This window comes from Micromonospora sp. KLBMP9576 (assembly GCF_050941805.1).
In the GTDB taxonomy this organism is placed as follows: domain Bacteria; phylum Actinomycetota; class Actinomycetes; order Mycobacteriales; family Micromonosporaceae; genus Micromonospora.
Genome location: NZ_CP194567.1, coordinates 4,437,807 through 4,453,300 on the forward strand (window position 1 = coordinate 4,437,807; position 15,494 = coordinate 4,453,300).

Annotated in this window: 14 protein-coding genes; 4 read left to right on the forward strand and 10 right to left on the reverse strand. The window is 73.4% G+C overall.

Annotation, left to right across the window (positions count from 1 at the left end; translation table 11 throughout):
* Positions 1-124 precede the first annotated feature (124 nt).
* Positions 125-1,390 (forward strand): MFS transporter, encoded by a 1,266-nt coding sequence (locus tag ACQ452_RS19355; protein ID WP_433386536.1) that lies wholly within the window; start codon positions 125-127, stop codon positions 1,388-1,390.
* Between the two features lie 39 nt (positions 1,391-1,429).
* Here ACQ452_RS19355 and ACQ452_RS19360 read toward each other — a convergent pair whose 3' ends face one another.
* From ACQ452_RS19360 to rsgA, 4 genes are all read right to left on the reverse strand, one after another.
* Complete coding sequence (locus ACQ452_RS19360; protein ID WP_433386537.1) at positions 1,430-1,912, reverse strand: Rieske (2Fe-2S) protein; 483 nt, start codon at positions 1,910-1,912, stop codon at positions 1,430-1,432.
* Positions 1,913-2,012: 100 nt separating this feature from the next.
* Positions 2,013-4,952 carry an excinuclease ABC subunit UvrA gene (gene uvrA / locus ACQ452_RS19365; protein WP_433386538.1) on the reverse strand — a complete coding sequence of 980 codons (2,940 nt, stop codon included), beginning with the start codon at positions 4,950-4,952 and terminating at the stop codon, positions 2,013-2,015.
* A gap of 212 nt (positions 4,953-5,164) precedes the next feature.
* Positions 5,165-6,010 carry a hypothetical protein gene (locus tag ACQ452_RS19370; RefSeq protein ID WP_433386539.1) on the reverse strand — a complete coding sequence of 282 codons (846 nt, stop codon included), beginning with the start codon at positions 6,008-6,010 and terminating at the stop codon, positions 5,165-5,167.
* Positions 6,011-6,092: 82 nt separating this feature from the next.
* Positions 6,093-7,145, reverse strand: a complete 1,053-nt coding sequence (gene rsgA, locus ACQ452_RS19375) for a ribosome small subunit-dependent GTPase A (protein WP_433386540.1) — start codon at positions 7,143-7,145, stop codon at positions 6,093-6,095.
* A gap of 169 nt (positions 7,146-7,314) precedes the next feature.
* On the opposite strand from rsgA, the gene ACQ452_RS19380 reads away from it, so the two are divergent.
* Together ACQ452_RS19380 and ACQ452_RS19385 are read left to right on the forward strand one after the other, a co-directional pair.
* On the forward strand, positions 7,315-8,031 hold the full coding sequence (locus ACQ452_RS19380) for a maleylpyruvate isomerase family mycothiol-dependent enzyme (protein WP_433386541.1): 717 nt from the start codon (positions 7,315-7,317) through the stop codon (positions 8,029-8,031).
* Between the two features lie 8 nt (positions 8,032-8,039).
* On the forward strand, positions 8,040-8,693 hold the full coding sequence (locus tag ACQ452_RS19385; RefSeq protein ID WP_433386542.1) for an MBL fold metallo-hydrolase: 654 nt from the start codon (positions 8,040-8,042) through the stop codon (positions 8,691-8,693).
* Positions 8,694-8,776: 83 nt separating this feature from the next.
* On the opposite strand, the gene ACQ452_RS19390 is transcribed toward ACQ452_RS19385, so the two are convergent.
* Both ACQ452_RS19390 and ACQ452_RS19395 read right to left on the reverse strand, forming a co-directional pair.
* Positions 8,777-9,385, reverse strand: coding sequence for a DedA family protein (locus ACQ452_RS19390; RefSeq protein ID WP_433386543.1), 609 nt, complete (start codon positions 9,383-9,385; stop codon positions 8,777-8,779).
* 98 nt (positions 9,386-9,483) lie between these two features.
* Complete coding sequence (locus ACQ452_RS19395; protein ID WP_433394244.1) at positions 9,484-10,164, reverse strand: class I SAM-dependent methyltransferase; 681 nt, start codon at positions 10,162-10,164, stop codon at positions 9,484-9,486.
* Between the two features lie 189 nt (positions 10,165-10,353).
* Between ACQ452_RS19395 and ACQ452_RS19400 the strand changes: the two genes are divergently transcribed.
* Positions 10,354-10,557: a cold-shock protein gene (locus tag ACQ452_RS19400; protein WP_088961229.1), complete on the forward strand. Its 204-nt coding sequence runs from the start codon at positions 10,354-10,356 to the stop codon at positions 10,555-10,557.
* 50 nt (positions 10,558-10,607) lie between these two features.
* Here ACQ452_RS19400 and ACQ452_RS19405 read toward each other — a convergent pair whose 3' ends face one another.
* The 4 genes from ACQ452_RS19405 to ACQ452_RS19420 all read right to left on the reverse strand — a co-directional run bounded on the left by ACQ452_RS19405 (position 10,608) and on the right by ACQ452_RS19420 (position 15,492).
* Positions 10,608-11,927: an MFS transporter gene (locus tag ACQ452_RS19405; protein ID WP_433386544.1), complete on the reverse strand. Its 1,320-nt coding sequence runs from the start codon at positions 11,925-11,927 to the stop codon at positions 10,608-10,610.
* A gap of 145 nt (positions 11,928-12,072) precedes the next feature.
* A complete protein-coding gene (locus tag ACQ452_RS19410; protein WP_433386545.1) occupies positions 12,073-12,648 on the reverse strand; it encodes an ArsR/SmtB family transcription factor in 576 nt (191 codons plus the stop codon).
* Positions 12,649-12,758: 110 nt separating this feature from the next.
* Positions 12,759-13,667 carry a hypothetical protein gene (locus ACQ452_RS19415; RefSeq protein ID WP_433386546.1) on the reverse strand — a complete coding sequence of 303 codons (909 nt, stop codon included), beginning with the start codon at positions 13,665-13,667 and terminating at the stop codon, positions 12,759-12,761.
* A gap of 154 nt (positions 13,668-13,821) precedes the next feature.
* Positions 13,822-15,492, reverse strand: coding sequence for a CocE/NonD family hydrolase (locus ACQ452_RS19420; protein WP_433386547.1), 1,671 nt, complete (start codon positions 15,490-15,492; stop codon positions 13,822-13,824).
* Positions 15,493-15,494: the final 2 nt, after the last annotated feature.

Genomic DNA, 15,494 nt, shown 5'->3' on the forward strand with positions numbered 1-15,494 from the left:
CGGCGGCCGGCACGGATGTCCGTGCCGGCCGCCGCCGTCCGGGCCGCCGGGAAAACGCGGTGCCCGCCGGAGCGGCCCTCGGCTAGCATCCGCCCATGGCGACCGACGCGAGGAGGCGCACGGGATGGGCGGCAACGGCACGGGACGCAGCCGGGGCGGAGCCGTCCTCGTGGCGGCGCTCACCGTCGACTCGGTGGGCAACGGGCTCTTCCTGCCCCTGTCGCTGGTGTACTTCCTGCGGCTGACCGACGTGCCGTTGGCCCTGCTCGGGGTGCTGCTCAGCGCCGCCACCGTGCTCACCCTCCCGGTGCCGCTGTGGGCGGGGGCGCTGGCGGACCGGGTGGGCGCGCTGCCGGTGGTCGTCGCCTCCCAACTGCTCCAGGCGGCCGGCTACCTGGCGTACGCCTGGGTGCGGGGGCCGGTCGGCGTCTTCCTGGCGGCGGCGGTGGTCGCCGTCGGCGTCCGGTTCTTCTGGTCCGCCGTCTTCACCACGATCGCCGACTACGCCGACGGCAGCCCCGGGCGTTGGACCCGGGACACCTGGTACGCGATCAGCAACGGCGCGCGTACCGCCGGGCTGGCGGTGGGGGGTTTGACCACCGGCGTGGTCGTGGCCGACGGGCGGGCGGGCACCTACCGGGCGGTGGCCTACGCGGCGGCGGCCTGCTTCGCGCTCGCCGCGGTGCTCATCGCCGCGTGCGTGCGGGTCCCGCCGGCCGCCGCACACCCGCCGGGCCCGGGGCGGGGCGGGTACGCCGCGCTGCTGCGTGACCGGCCGTTCCTCGCCCTCGTCGGCCTGAACACCGTCTTCGCGTTGAGCAGCATGATGCTCGCCCTGGCCCTGCCCACGGTGATGCTCACCGACCTGCGGGGTCCCGCCTGGCTGACCTCCGCCGTCCTGGCCGGCAACGCGTTCCTCGTCGCCGCGCTCTCCGCGCCGGTCGGCACCCGCCTGCCACGGCACCGGCGCACCCGCGCGATCGCGCTGGCGGCGGTCCTCTGGACGCTCTGGGGTCTCGCCATGGCCACCCTCGGCCCGGGACGCCTGGGCGTGGTGGCCGCGCTGCTGGTCGCGGCGACACTGCTGTTCACCGTCGCGGAGCTGGTGCACGCGCCGGCCTCCGCCGCGCTGGCCGCGGCCGTCGCGCCGGCCGCCGCCCGGGGCCGCTACCTGGCGGCCTTCCAGTATTCCTTCGCCATCGCCTCAATGATCGCGCCGGCCTTCTTCGGCACCCTGTACGAGGTCGACACCGCCGCACCCTGGCTGGCCCTGGCGCTGCTCAACGCCGCCGCCGTCGCCGGCATCCTGCTGCTGGAACGCGCCCTGCCGGACGCCCTGCGGGAGCCGGTGGCGGGCGCGCGGGCGACGGTCGGCGTTACGGCGCACTGAGCGGGCCGGCGGCCCGGGGTCGGGTCGCCGGCCGGCCGGTCAGGCCAGCGAGATCCGGTCGCCGGTGACCTTGACGTTCTTCGCGGGGAGGGGCTTGGTCGCCGGGCCGCCCTTTACCGAGCCGTCCTCGATCGAGAACTTGCTGAAGTGGCAGGTGCAGTTGATGGTGCCGCCGTCGACGTTCGTCACCGGGCAGCCCTGGTGGGTGCAGATCGAGTCGAAGGCCTTGAACTCGCCCGCGCGCGGCTGGGTGACCACCACGCCCTGCGCCGGATAGACGGCGCCGCCGCCGACCGGGATGTCGGCCGTACGGGCCAGCGACTGCGCGCCCTCGCGGTCGCCACCGCCGGCGTCGCCGGTGCTGGGCACCGCCGGGCCGCCGCTGATCGGGGCCGCCCCGTCGCCCGAGTCGTCGCTGCCGCACGCGGCGAGGACCACCGCCGCGCCGACGGCGCCCGCACCCGTGAGCAGGGTGCGCCGCGTCCGCGCCACCGGCCCGGTCAGTGCCTGATCGTCACTCATGCCTCGCCTCTCTCTCGGCTGCCGCCGACTGGTGTGCTCCGCGGCCGTGTCCGTACCCGGATCACTCTGCCCGACGGCCCACCAGATCGGCCACCGGGCGTCAGCGCGCTCCCGCCGGCACCTTGCGGGCGCGTGACTTCGCGCCGTTGGCCTTGGCCGCCCGGGAGACGGCCGCCGCCGCGCCCTTCGCCGCGCCGTCGAGCCTGAGCACCTGCCGCAGGAAGTGCCCGGTGTGGCTCTCGGGCACGTCGGCGACCTCCTCGGGGGTGCCCGTGGCGAGCACCAGGCCGCCCCGGTGGCCACCCTCGGGGCCCATGTCGATGAGCCAGTCGGCCGTCTTGATCACGTCGAGGTTGTGCTCGATGGTGATCACCGTGTTGCCCTTGTCGACAAGCCCCTCGAGCACCATCAGCAGCTTGCGGATGTCCTCGAAGTGCAGGCCGGTGGTCGGCTCGTCGAGCACGTAGACCGTCCGCCCGGTGGAGCGCTTCTGCAACTCGGAGGCGAGCTTGACCCGCTGCGCCTCGCCGCCGGAGAGCGTCGGCGCGGGCTGGCCGAGCCGGACGTAGCCGAGGCCGACGTCCACCAGCGTCTTGAGGTGCCGGTGGATGGCCGGGATGGCGGAGAAGAACTCGGCCGCCTCCTCGATGGGCATCTCCAGCACGTCGGAGACGGTCTTGCCCTTGTAGCGCACCTCCAGCGTCTCCCGGTTGTAGCGGGCGCCCTTGCAGACCTCGCACGGGACGTACACGTCGGGCAGGAAGTTCATCTCGATCTTGATCGTGCCGTCGCCGGAACACGCCTCGCAGCGACCGCCCTTGACGTTGAACGAGAACCGGCCGGGGCCGTACCCCCGGACCTTTGCCTCGGTGGTCTCGGCGAAGAGCTTGCGGACGTGGTCCCAGACCCCGGTGTAGGTGGCCGGGTTGGACCGGGGCGTGCGGCCGATCGGCGACTGGTCGACGCCCACCACCTTGTCGACGTGCTCCAGCCCGGAGACCCGGGTGTGCCGGCCGGGGACCAGCCGGGCGCCGTTGATCTGGTTGGCCAGCACCGCGTGGAGGATGTCGTTGACCAGCGTGGACTTGCCGGATCCGCTGACCCCGGTGACCGCGATGAGCTGGCCGAGCGGGAACGACACGGTCAGGTTGCGCAGGTTGTGCTCGCGCGCGCCGTGCACCACAAGCTCCCGGTCCGGGGTCTGCGGGCGACGCGTCTGCGGCGTCGGGATCGACCGGCGACCCGACAGGTAGGCCCCGGTCACCGACTCCGGGTTGTCCAGCAGGGCCGGCACGGAACCGCTGTGCACGATCTTGCCGCCGTGCTCCCCCGCGCCCGGGCCGATGTCGACGATCCAGTCGGCGGCGCGGATGGTGTCCTCGTCGTGCTCGACCACGATCAGCGTGTTGCCCAGCCCGCGCAGCCGGACCAGGGTCTCGATGAGCCGGTGGTTGTCGCGCTGGTGCAGGCCGATCGACGGCTCGTCGAGCACGTAGAGCACGCCGACCAGGCCGGAGCCGATCTGGGTGGCCAGCCGGATGCGCTGCGCCTCCCCGCCGGAGAGGGTGCCGGCCGGGCGGTCCAGCGAGAGGTAGTCCAGGCCGACGTCGAGCAGGAACTTCAGCCGGGCGTTGATCTCCTTCAGCACCCGCTCGGCGATCATCTTCTGCCGGTCGGTCAGCTCGATGCCGGCGAGCAGGTCGGCGGCCTCCCCGACGGAGAGGTTGCAGACCTCGGCGATGCTCCTGCCGGCCAGGGTGACCGCGAGCACCTCGGGCTTGAGCCGGGCGCCGCCGCACGCCGCGCAGGGCACGTCGCGCATGTAGCCCTCGTACTTCTCCCGCGACCACTCCGACTCGGTGTCGGTGTGCCGGCGCTCGATCCACTGCACCACGCCCTCGAAGCCGGTGTAGTAGGAGCGCTCGCGGCCGAACTTGTTGCGGTAGCGCACGTGCACCTGGTCGTCGGAGCCGTGCAGGATCGTCTTCTGCGCCCGCGACGGCAGGGCCCGCCAGGGCGTGTCGACGTCGAAGTGCTCGGCGGCGCCGAGGGCCTCCAGCAGACGCAGGAAGTATTCCAGGTTGTGACCGGTGGACCAGGGCAGGATCGCGCCGTCGCGCAGGGAACGCTCCGGGTCGGGGACGAGCAGCTCGGGGTCGACCTCCTTCTTGGTGCCGAGGCCGGTGCACTCGGGGCACGCGCCGTAGGGCGCGTTGAAGGAGAAGACCCTGGGCTCCAGGTCCTCGATCGCGAGCGGGTGGTCGTTGGGGCAGGCCAGATGCTCGGAGTAGCGTCGCTCGCGCTCCGGATCGTCCTCGGGCAGGTCGACGAAGTCGAGCAGCACCAGACCGTTGGAGAGGCCGAGGGCCGCCTCGACGGAGTCGGTCAGCCGCTGTTTGGCGCTCGGCTTGACGGTGAGGCGGTCGATCACCACCTCGATCGTGTGCTTCTCCTGCTTCTTCAGCTTCGGCGGCTCGGTCAGCTGGTGCACCACCCCGTCGACCCGGGCCCGCGCGTAGCCCTTGCCCTGCAACTCGGCGAAGAGGTCGACGTATTCGCCCTTGCGACCCCGGATCACCGGCGAGAGCACCATGAACCGGGTGCCCTCGGCCATCGCGAGGACCCGGTCGACGATCTGCTGCGGGGTCTGCCGGGAGATCCGCTCACCGCAGACCGGGCAGTGCGGCTCGCCGATGCGGGCGAAGAGCAGCCGGAGGTAGTCGTAGACCTCGGTGATGGTGCCCACCGTCGAGCGCGGGTTGCGCGAGGTGGACTTCTGGTCGATGGAGACCGCCGGGCTCAGGCCCTCGATGAAGTCGACGTCCGGTTTGTCCATCTGGCCGAGGAACTGCCGCGCGTACGACGACAGCGACTCGACGTAGCGGCGCTGCCCCTCGGCGAAGATCGTGTCGAAGGCCAGGCTCGACTTGCCCGACCCGGAGAGCCCCGTGAAGACGATCAGAGCGTCCCGGGGCAGGTCGAGACTGACGTCACGCAGGTTGTGCTCACGCGCGCCACGGATGATCAGTCGGTCGGCCACTGTCCAACTACTCCAGGTTTGACGAGGATGAGGTTATTGCCCCGCTCTGATGGCATACCGAGCGGTCGAGTCGGCGCAGGAAAGTCGCCCCGGCAACTCTAGCTCCGGGCTCCGACACTTTCCCGCGCCGACTCGTTGCGGCAGCTCAACCCCGTCATCATCAGCCTCGGCTGGTGATCCCGGACGGTGGCGCAATGCGCCCGGTCGGCCGCCTACGGGTTGTCGGTCACCTCGAAACCCGCTCCGTAGACGTCGGCGGGGTCGGCGGCGTCGCGGGCCCGCAGGTCGGCGAGGATGTTCGCCGAACTGGTGTAGACGTACAGCGGCAGGCTCACGATGATCCCCTTGGTGATCCCGGCCCACGGCCCCTCGGCCTGACCACCGTTCTGCTCCGACGGGTAGGCGCTGCCGGGCACATGCCAGATCGCCGGCCCGCCCGAGTCACCCGCCTTGGCCTTGGCCCAGCACTGGTAGACGCCGTTGGTGTTGTTGGTGACCCGCCCGTACCAGATACCAAGCTGCCCCGACACCACCAGCTCGTTATTGTTCAACAACGCGGCCCCGAGCAGCCGCTCGTTGTCCAGCGCGGGGCTCAGGGCGTTCGGGCTGACGGTGCCGCCGGGGACCTCCATCTCACCCGTCTGCTTGAGACGCGGCCCCTGCGACGACAGCGTCACACTCTCGACGAGCTCGATGACCATGTAGTCCTTGGTCAGGTGACCGGTCATCGAGCCCTCGGCGTCCTTGAAATACCGCACGTACCCGATCGGGCCGTACGCGACGTCCTGCCGGTGATAGACGGGGAAGATGTCCTCGTGGACCTCCCGGTCGGCGTACCCCAGATCCTTTATGCAGTGGCCCGCCGAGATGGCGATCTCACGGCCGTAGTCGTCCGTGCCGACCGCGCCGATCGTGCAGAACCCAGGGTTCGTCGCACTGAAGACGATCTGCATTCCGTTGTGGACGCGCTTCTCCGCCTGGGCCTGAGCCACCCCCGGGCTCGCGATCCCGGCCAGCAGCAGCCCCGCGATGAGGGGGGCAAACCATCGTCTTTTCATGCAGCTCCAATCAACGGAAAGGGACACACACCCTTCGATGGTCAATCTTTCACAACCACCCGCGGCACGGCCACCCGCAAGATCAGGGCCGAGCGGTGGGCCGCCGCCCGCGCCGCCAACCACCACGCCGGTCAGCGGCCAACCGGACCTCCCGCCGCCGGCTCTCGAAGGCCAACTCCCGCTGCAGCTTTCGCCAGCTCTCCCAGCGCCGCGCCGGCAGCTCGCCGTCGTCCAGCGCCGCGCGCACCGCGCAGGCGGGCTCCCGGTCGTGCCCGCAGTCGGCGTACCGGCAGCCGGTCGCCAGCTCGGCGATGTCGGCGAACGCCCGGTCCAGGCCCGCCGAGCCGTCGAGCAGACCCACCGCCCGCACCCCCGGGGTGTCCAGCACCGCCCCGCCGCCGGGCACCGGGAGCAGCGCCCGCCAGGTGGTGGTGTGCCGGCCCTTGCCGTCGACGCGCCGGATCGCCTGGGTGGGCATCAGCGCCACCCCGGCGAGCGCGTTGACCAGGCTCGACTTGCCGGCGCCGGACGGGCCGAGCAGGCCGAGCGTGCGCCCGGGGACCACCTCGGCGCGCAGCGGGTCGAGCCCGGTGCCCCGCTCGGCGCTGACGGCCAGCACCGGCACCCCGGGGGCCACCTCGGCGAGTTGACGGGCGACGGCCGCCGGGTCGGCCGCCAGGTCTGCCTTGGTGAGCACGACCAGCGGCCGGGCCCCGGACTCGTACGCCAGGGAGAGCAGCCGTTCGATCCGGCCGACGTCCGGTTCCGGGTGCACCGGCTCCACCACGGCGGCGGCGTCCAGGTTGGCGGCCAGCACCTGGCCGCTGGCGTCCTTGCCGGCGGTGCGCCGCACGAGGGCGGTACGCCGCGGCAGCACCGCCTCCACGGTGACGTTACGGTCGGGCCAGGTGCCCAGCAGCACCCAGTCCCCGGCGCAGGGCAGGTGCGTCAGGTCGCGGGCGGCGGCGGCCAGGACCGCCCCGCCCAGGGTGGCGCGGACCGGGCCGTGCGCGCAGAGCACGGTGCAGACCCCGCGGTCCACCCGGGCCACCCGGCCCGGCCGGTGCCCGCCGCGTCGTGGTGCGTGTGCCGCCCGGTCGGCGTCCCAGCCGAGGGCGGTCAGGTCGATGGTCATGGCATCCTCATCGGTCTCGAAGGGTTGACGCACACGTGCTGCCACCGGCATGGTCACCACCTCCCCCGCCGTCCGGTGCCGCGTTCCACGCCGACGGTAAGACGCGCCGCGACGTGCCGAAAGCGATTTCCCCGGCGACGCGGGGCCACCCGGCGGATAGGCTCGGTGGGTGACCATGGATCCGCTTCTGCTGACGGGCGAGGTGGACGCGGCCACGGACCGTCTGCTGCGGACCGCCGCCACCTTCGACGGCCCGGACCTCGCCGCCGCGTCGCTGCTGCCCGCCTGGAGCCGGGGCCACGTCCTGGCCCACCTGGCCCGCAGCGCCGACGGCTTCGTCAACCTGCTCACCGCGGCCCGCACCGGCGAGTCGATTCCGATGTACGCCTCCGCGGCGGCCCGCGACGCCGACATCCGCGCCGGCGCGTCCCGCCCACCCGAGGCCCACCTGGACGATCTGCGCCGCTCGGCCGACCGGTTCGCCGAGGCGGTCGCCGCGATGCCGGTCGAGGCGTGGACCGCCACCGTGCAGGCGCGGCTCGGGCCCTGGCCGGCCGCCATGCTGGTCTGGGGCCGGCTGCGCGAGATCGAGGTGCACCACGTGGACCTCGACGCCGGCTACCGGCCGGCCGACTGGCCCGAGGGGTTCGGCCACCGGCTGCTGCACGAGGTGGCCGCGAGCCTGAACGGCCGCGCCGACGCCCCGCCGATGGTGCTGCGCTTCGACGGCAGCCGGCACGAGCTGGTGATCGGCGACCGGTCCGCCGCGCCCACGCTCACCGGCGCCGCCCCCGAACTCGCCGCCTGGCTGATCGGCCGCAGCCCCGGCACCGTGTTGGCCGTCACCCCCGACGGCCCCCTGCCGCAACCACCGGAATGGATATAGACGACCTCATGACCTACAGCGGAGACGTCACGCCCGGCGGCGCGCCGGCCGTACGCGAGCTCGACCGGCTCACCATCACGAAGGTGTCGGTGGGCCCGATGGACAACAACGCCTACCTGCTGCGCTGCCGGGCGACCGGCGAGCAGGTGCTCATCGACGCCGCCAACGAGGCACCCCGGCTGCTCGAACTGGTGGGCGACGCGGGGCTGGCCACCGTGGTCACCACCCACCAGCACATGGACCACTGGGTCGCCCTGGAGGAGGTGGCCGCCAAGACCGGCGCCCGCCCGCTGGTGCACGCCGACGACGCGGCCGGGCTGCCGATCGAGGCCGGGGCGCTCGCCGACGGCGACAGCGTGGCGGTGGGCGAGTGCGCGCTGGAGGTCATCCACGTCCGGGGCCACACCCCCGGCTCGATCGCACTGCTCTACCGCGAGCCGGCCGGGACGCCGCACCTCTTCACCGGCGACAGCCTCTTCCCCGGCGGCGTCGGCAACACCGACCAGGACCCGGAGCGGTTCGGCGCGCTCATCGACGACGTCGAGCACAAGCTCTTCGGGCGGCTGCCCGACGAGACCTGGTTCTACCCGGGGCACGGCAAGGACGGCACGCTCGGCGCGGAACGCCCCGCGTTGCCCCAGTGGCGCGCGCGCGGCTGGTGACCGTCAGCGGGGCCGGGGCACACGCCCCGGCCCCGCTCCCCCGTCGACCCCACCCCCCGGTTCCCGCGCCCGCTCGCAGCGGGTCACGCCCCGGTGACCATCCGCAGCCGGCGTGTGCCCACCAGCACCAGGCCCGCCAGCAGCAGGCCGACCGTCATGGTGACCAGCATCGGGCTGAGCTCCCCCGGCAGCAGCCCGGCCAGCGACCGCGAGGCCGCGCCCAGCACCAGGTAGAGACCGGCCCAGGCCGCCGCGCCGAGGCTCGCGCAGCCGAGAAAACGCGGGTACGACATGCGCAGCCCGCCCGCTGCCAGCGGCAACAGCGTGTTGAACACGGGCAGGAAGGGCGCGACCAGCACCATCCGGCCGCCACCGCGCCGCAGGATGCCCTCCGCCGCCGTCCAGCGTTCCTCGCCGACCCAGCCCCCGAAGCGACTGCGCCGCAGACTGTCGCCGTAGTGGCGGCCGGCGAGGAAGCTCAACGACCAGCCGGCGAGGCAGCCGGTGACCACGACCGCGAAGGTGGCCACGCCACTGGCCGGGCCGCCGACGCCCAGCGCGGCCAGGACCGCCACGTCGCCCGGGACCAACACCCCGAGCAGCGGTACGGCGTCGAGGAGCATCACCACTCCGAGCGCCCCCATCAGCAAGGTAGTGGGAAGCTCTCCGAGCTGGGTCAGCCAATGCGCCATGCCCCGTACGCTACGGCCGCCCGGCCACCACGGGCATCGGGTCCGATCCCTGAGCGGCCCCCGGTGTCGGGCTCAGGGTCGTCCCGGAGATCCGGGGGTCAGCAGGGGCGCAGCACCTGCACCCGGCGCACGGGCGAGTCCACGGCGGGCTCGGTGGTCGGCACGGGATAGCTCGCCACCGCCGCCAGCAGGCCCGGCGGCAGGTGACCCCGCCCAGGATCGCCGACCAGCACGTCGGTGCCCGTGGCGGCGGTGCGGCACAGGAAGGGCAGCATCCGCGCGGCCATCGTCGCGTCGTAGAGCACGTCCCCGGCGACCAGCAGGTCCACCTCGTCGGGGACGGCGTCGAGCAGGTCGTCGCCGGTGGCCGTGACCCGCACCCGGTTGGCCCGGGCGTTGACTGTGACGGCCGCGACGGCGTACGGGTCGATGTCGTTGGCGATCACCCGCTCGGCGCCGGCGAGGGCGGCGGCGATCGCCACCAGGCCGGACCCGGCGGCGAGGTCGAGCACGCGCCGCCCGGCCACGAGTTCGGGATGGTCGAGCAGGTGCCGGGCGAGGGCCTGGCCGCCGGCCCAGACCGAGGCCCAGTAGGGGGCGGGCAGGGCGTGCCCGGCGTCCGCCTCCATCCGGGCCCACCAGACGATGGCGTCCTCGGCCAGGTGCAGCCGGACCTCGGGGACGAACGGGATCCGCACCAGCCGGAGCCGGTCCATCCCGTCGCCGGGAGCGTCGATTTCCCGTTCCAGCTCGGTCAGCGCGTCGGCTGTGGCACCTATCATCGGGGCAAGCATGCCCCAGCCGACCAGCAACCGACGGGCTTTCGCGCCCCGGCGTGCGAATGTTCACTGCATTGCCTGCGGCACTTCGGCCAGCAGATCCGGGTTTGGCCAGTTACTCTCGGGGTGGCACCGGGCGATCTTCGGTCGACGACCGCGGGTCACCCGCTTTGGAACAGGGAGAGATGCATGGCAACCGGCACGGTTAAGTGGTTCAACTCGGAAAAGGGCTTTGGCTTCATCGAGCAGGATGGCGGAGGGCCGGACGTCTTCGTCCACTACTCGGCCATCGCGTCGAGCGGTTACCGGGAGCTGAACGAGGGCCAGAAGGTCGAGTTCGAGGTGACCCAGGGTCAGAAGGGTCCGCAGGCGGACAACGTTCGCCCGCTGTAGATCCCGTGCCGGTGGCGGCGGCCGGGATGCTGGCCGCCGCCGCAGCGCGCTCAGGGCCGCTTCGGCGCGACGGGCAGGTCCCGTCGTCGCCGTAGCGGCCCGATCAGCATCAGCAGCGGGGTGAGCGCGAGCCACCCCGTCATCACCGCGATGGCGGTGCCGACCCCGTACGTCGCCCCGACCGTCCCGGCCAGCACCGCGGCCAGTGGGATCGTGCCGTAGTTGAGCATGTGCATGCTCACGGTGACGCGGCCCAGCAGGTGGTGCGGCGTGTAGGTCTGCCGGAAGCTGCCCTTGAGCACGTTTCCGATCGCCACGCCGAGGCTGACCAGCATTCCGCCGATCGCCGGCAGGGCCAGCCGCCCGCCGGGCCCGGCGAACGGGATCAGCAACGCCGGCGGTCCGGTCAGCGCCGCCGCCAGGAGCAGGGCCCGGGCGCTGCCGAGCCGGCGGCCCAGCGTGGTCGCCGACAGCGCGCCGAGGATGCCGCCGAGGCTCATCGCCGCGACCAGCGCCCCCACCGACGCCGGCGCGAGCCGCGCCTCCCGGACCAGGAACACCACGAGGACCGCCTGGTAGCCGATCAGCCCGATGTTGCTGGCGGCCCCGAAGGCGGTGAGCACCCGCAGGTACGGGTCCCGGGCGACGAACCGGATCCCCTCCCCGATCTCCCGCCGCAGTGACCGGGCGCGCCCGGCCGGCTCGGGACGCGGCTCGACGGCACGGATGCGCAGCAGACACGCGGCGGAGAACAGGAAGCTCAGCGCGTCGAGCAGCAGCGCGGTGACGGCGCCGACCAGTTGTGCGATCACACCGGCGAGACCCGGGCCGAGCACGTAGCTCGCCGTCTGGGTCGCCTGGAGCTTCGCGTTGCCCTCGGGCACCTGCTCGGGGCGTAGCAGCACAGGTAGGTAGACCTGGTCGGCGGTCTCGAAGAAGACCCGGGCCAGGCCGGCGCCCAGCGCCACCAGCAGCAGTTGCGTCACGGTGAGGATGCCGAGCGCGGCGGCGGCGGGCACGCTGAGGAACAGCAGCGCGGCGGCCAGGTCGCAGACGATCATCACGGGGCGGCGCGGCACGCGGTCCACCCAGGCACCGGCCGGCAGCCCGACGAGCAGCCACGGCAGCCAGGCCGCGGCGGTGAGCACCGCGACGACGAAGGTGCTGGCGTCGAGCACTGTCACCGCGACCAGGGGCAGCGCCACGGCCGTGACGTTGCTGCCGACGGCGCTGGCGGTGTGCCCGGCCCAGAGCAATCGGAAGTTCCGGTGCCGCAGCAGCCCGCCGCCGGGGGCCACCGCCGCGGCCGGGGTCGGAGGTGCGCTCGATGCGGCGGCGGCGCCGCTGGTCGGCACGGTGGGCGGCGTCACGACGTGACCGGGCAACGGGCCGGCGTCACGGACTGGTCCGGGCAACGGGCCGGCGTCACGGACCGGTCGGCGCAGCGGACGGGCGTCACGGTGTGGCCGGCGCAGCGGGCGGGCGTCACGGACCGGTCGGCGCAGCGGACGGGCGTCACGGTGTGGCCGGCATGCCGTAGGCGAACAGGAAGACGGGCTCGCGTCTGTGCCCGTCGTCGGGCACGTCCCGGTCGCCCCAGCGAGCGAGCAGTTCGTTCATCTCGCGGGCCAGCTCGGCGAGTTCCGCGTCGGTCAGGTGCAGCCAACGGTCGGTGGAGAACGGCCCCTGCGGCCAGGCGGCCTGGCTGGTCTCGTCGGTGGCGTGCCAGGCGCGGGCGAGGGCGACGTGCCGGTCCAGGTTGAGCGAGGTGGCGGCGTCGGCGACGGCCCGGGCGGCGGGATCCGCGTCGAAGTCCGACTGCGACCAGCGCACGCCGCGGGTGACCAGGCGCCACCACCGTTCCCGCCGGTCGCGGGCCAGTTCCGGAGCCTCCTCGACCAGTTCGGCGCCGGCCAGCACCCTGAGGTGGTGGCTGACGTTCGCCGACGCCTGGCCGGTGCGTTCGGCGAGCAGGCCGACGGTCGACGGGCCGTGCACCTTGAGCACGTCCATCATCCGGCGGCGCAGCGGGTGGGAGAGCGCGGCGAGCACCCGCGAGTCGGTCACGTGGCGTACGTCGGGTGTGGTCACGCGCCCAGCCTGACACCGGCAACGATCGTTGCGCAACAGGCATTTCGCAACGATCGTTGCTGATTCCCGGTGCCACCGTCGGGCCAGCCCGGCCCGGCCGGCGCGCCGGATCAGGCCGTCAGGCGACGCGCCAACTCGTCGGTGACCTGCTGGGCGACGGTGGGTGGGATCGCCGCCGCGATCTGTTCCGGCGTCAGGCCGGCCAGCACCCCGGAGATGATCGCCCGCTCGTCGTTGAATCCGCCGTCGGAGAGGGCCTCGACCTGCGCGACCAGAGCCGGATACCCGCGCGTCATGGCGAGCAGGAGCATCAGCGGCGACCCCTCCATCGGCGGGGTCAGCAGACCCGCCGTGCCGGTCGGCGAGACCAGCCAGTTGCGCAGGTTCTCCAGGTCGGCGAGGACCTGCCCGACCGTACGGGTGGGCGAACCCGTGTTGTAGACGAGCTTGTCGGTCTGCTCCATGTCGGACTCCTCTGCCGGGGGTGCGATCAATCCGATGCTGGTCAGGTAGCGGCGGAACAGCGGGGTCTGGTCCCGGTTCGCCTTCACCGAGTCGCGGAAGAAGCTGAAGTGGGTGTGCCACAGGTGGGAGTTGTCACCGCTCGTGCGCTTGCGCAGGCGGTCCCAGCGCCGCACGACCACGCCGTTCGGGGAGTAAATGATCTCCCTGATGTCCCGGCTGTCCGGGGTCCCCGCCACGCACTGCGCGGCACACCAGGCGGAGAAGCTGCCCAGGTCGTGTGTGCGACCTCCGGCGCGGATCTCGAAGGAGCCGACGTCGAGCGCGGCGGCGTCGAGGGTCAGCCCGCGGGAGTCCCGGGGCGACTCGTGGACGGAGTAGTCCCTCGCCGTCACCCGGTCGGAACCGCAGTGGTATCCGCCGCGGTGGGCGGGATCGCCGACGATGCCGACCTCGGCTGGTTCGAGGTCCTGGCCCCGGGAGGTGCCGGGATCGACGTTGAGGCGGTCGAGCAGTAGGCGGCGCACGGCCAGCAGGTTTTGCGGAGCCCGCGTCATGGGTCCCCCTTGTGGATGGTCGGGAGCCGGATCCGGCGGTGACGACGCGTAGGGGTCGCGGAAGCTGCAACGCCGACCCGACCGGCTGGTGCACGGCATCGGGCCCTGGTGCAACCGTAGCCATCAAATAGACGAATGCCCAGCTCAGAGCGGGTTATTTCGGCGGGGTGCCAAACCGCGCGACCGGCAGGACCACTGCGGACGGACGCTCCGGGTCGTGCAGGACCTCCCGCCAGCCGGCACGCAGGGTAATGGCCGTACCGAGGGGTTCACCGGTGCCCGGATTGCGCGCGTACCGGGGATGGGCGCCGCCGGAGACCTGTACCCGCAGCCGGTGCCCCGGCGCGAACCGGTGCGCCGTCGGCCAGAGCTCGACCGGCACGCGCACCACGCCCGCCGCGTCGGCGGGAAACCGGTCGGGCGTGACCCGCACCAGCCCGTCACAGACGTTCCAGGACCGCCCGCGTCGGTCCACGTCGCACAGCCGCACGAAGACGTCCAGATGGGACAGTGCGCTGCGCAGGTGCAGCTCGGCGCGGACCGGGCCGATCACCTCGACGGGCGCGTCGAGCGGCGCGCCGGTGAAGGTGAGCACGTCGGGCCGGGCCTCGACGGGGCGGTTGTCCACCGGCCCGGCCCGCTGGGCGACGAGCAGCGGGCCGCCGAGCGAGGGGGTCGGGTCGGTCGGGTCGTAGTGGAAGCCCTCCGGCGCGGACGGGACCGGCGCGGCCGTGCTCAGCCGGCCGGCCGGGTGCAGGTGCCAGCGGGTCGGCACCGCCGCCGGCGGCCAGTCGGGCAGGTCGCGCCAGCCACCACCCGCGCCACCGACGTACACCCGGACCGGGGCGGTCGCGGCGGCGGCGCGGGCGGGCGGGCGACGGCCGGCGAGGTGCTCCTCGAGGTGGTCCAGCCCGACGCGCAGCGCGGCGAGGAAGAGCCCGGGGCTGCCGTGGGTCCACGGTCCGACCGTCAGCCGGGGGTCGGCGCCGGCCGCCCGCAGCGCCGCGAAGTCGCGTAGCTGGGCCGGCAGGAAGATGTCGTGCCAGCCGCTGACCATGGCCACCGGCGCGCGGACCTCGGCGATGCGGTCTTCGAAGACCCGCGTGCGCCAGTAGTCGGCGTCCGGGGTGTGGTGGCGCAGCCACTCCTGGAAGAACGGCACGGTGACGCCGGTGGCGACCCGGTCCGCCTCGGCCAGCGGCAGGTGGGCCAGCGCCGCGGCCAGCCGGGGCTGGCCACGCTTGAGTTCCCACTGCCGGGCGAGCCACGGCACGGTCTGGGCCTCGAGCAGCTCGGCCCAGGTGAGCACGGTGTCCAGGGCGAAGGACTCCCCGGCGTACGTCGAGTCGCGGGTGCCCGAGGCCGTCGCCACCGCGACCATGGCCCGCAGCTCCCGCCCCGCGTCGGCGGCGACAGCCCACTGCACGAAACCCTGGTAGCTGGCGCCGAACATGCCGAACGCGCCCGAGAACCAGGGCTGGCGACGCAGCCAGTCGAGGGTGTCGAGGCCGTCCTCGCGCTCGCGCGCCAGCGGGTCGAACGTGCCGCCCGAGCCGAACGTGCCGCGGCAGGACTGGATCACCACGTGGAAGCCGCGTTCGGCGGCGAGGCGGCCGAGCAGCCGCATCGGCCCGCCCCGCCCGTACGGGGTGCGGATCAGCACGGTGGGCGCCCCGGGCAGGTCCGGCGCGTAGTGGTCGGTGCGCAGCGGCACGCCGTCGCGGACCCGCACCGGGATGGCCCCCGTGCGGGTGACCCGGCGGGTGCGGGCGGGCGGCAGGCGCAGCGCGGCGGTGGCCAGGCGCGTCACCAACCGGTCGAGCACGC

Bases quoted from the DNA above. Each gene is read 5' to 3' on its own strand.
- rsgA (WP_433386540.1), bottom strand. From the start codon at position 7,145: ATGACCATCGACCTGACCGCCCTCGGCTGGGACGCCGACCGGGCGGCA.
- ACQ452_RS19370 (WP_433386539.1), bottom strand. From the start codon at position 6,010: ATGAAAAGACGATGGTTTGCCCCCCTCATCGCGGGGCTGCTGCTGGCC.
- ACQ452_RS19355 (WP_433386536.1), top strand. From the start codon at position 125: ATGGGCGGCAACGGCACGGGACGCAGCCGGGGCGGAGCCGTCCTCGTG.
- ACQ452_RS19360 (WP_433386537.1), bottom strand. From the start codon at position 1,912: ATGAGTGACGATCAGGCACTGACCGGGCCGGTGGCGCGGACGCGGCGC.
- ACQ452_RS19390 (WP_433386543.1), bottom strand. From the start codon at position 9,385: ATGGCGCATTGGCTGACCCAGCTCGGAGAGCTTCCCACTACCTTGCTG.
- ACQ452_RS19400 (WP_088961229.1), top strand. From the start codon at position 10,354: ATGGCAACCGGCACGGTTAAGTGGTTCAACTCGGAAAAGGGCTTTGGC.
- ACQ452_RS19385 (WP_433386542.1), top strand. From the start codon at position 8,040: ATGACCTACAGCGGAGACGTCACGCCCGGCGGCGCGCCGGCCGTACGC.
- ACQ452_RS19415 (WP_433386546.1), bottom strand. From the start codon at position 13,667: ATGACGCGGGCTCCGCAAAACCTGCTGGCCGTGCGCCGCCTACTGCTC.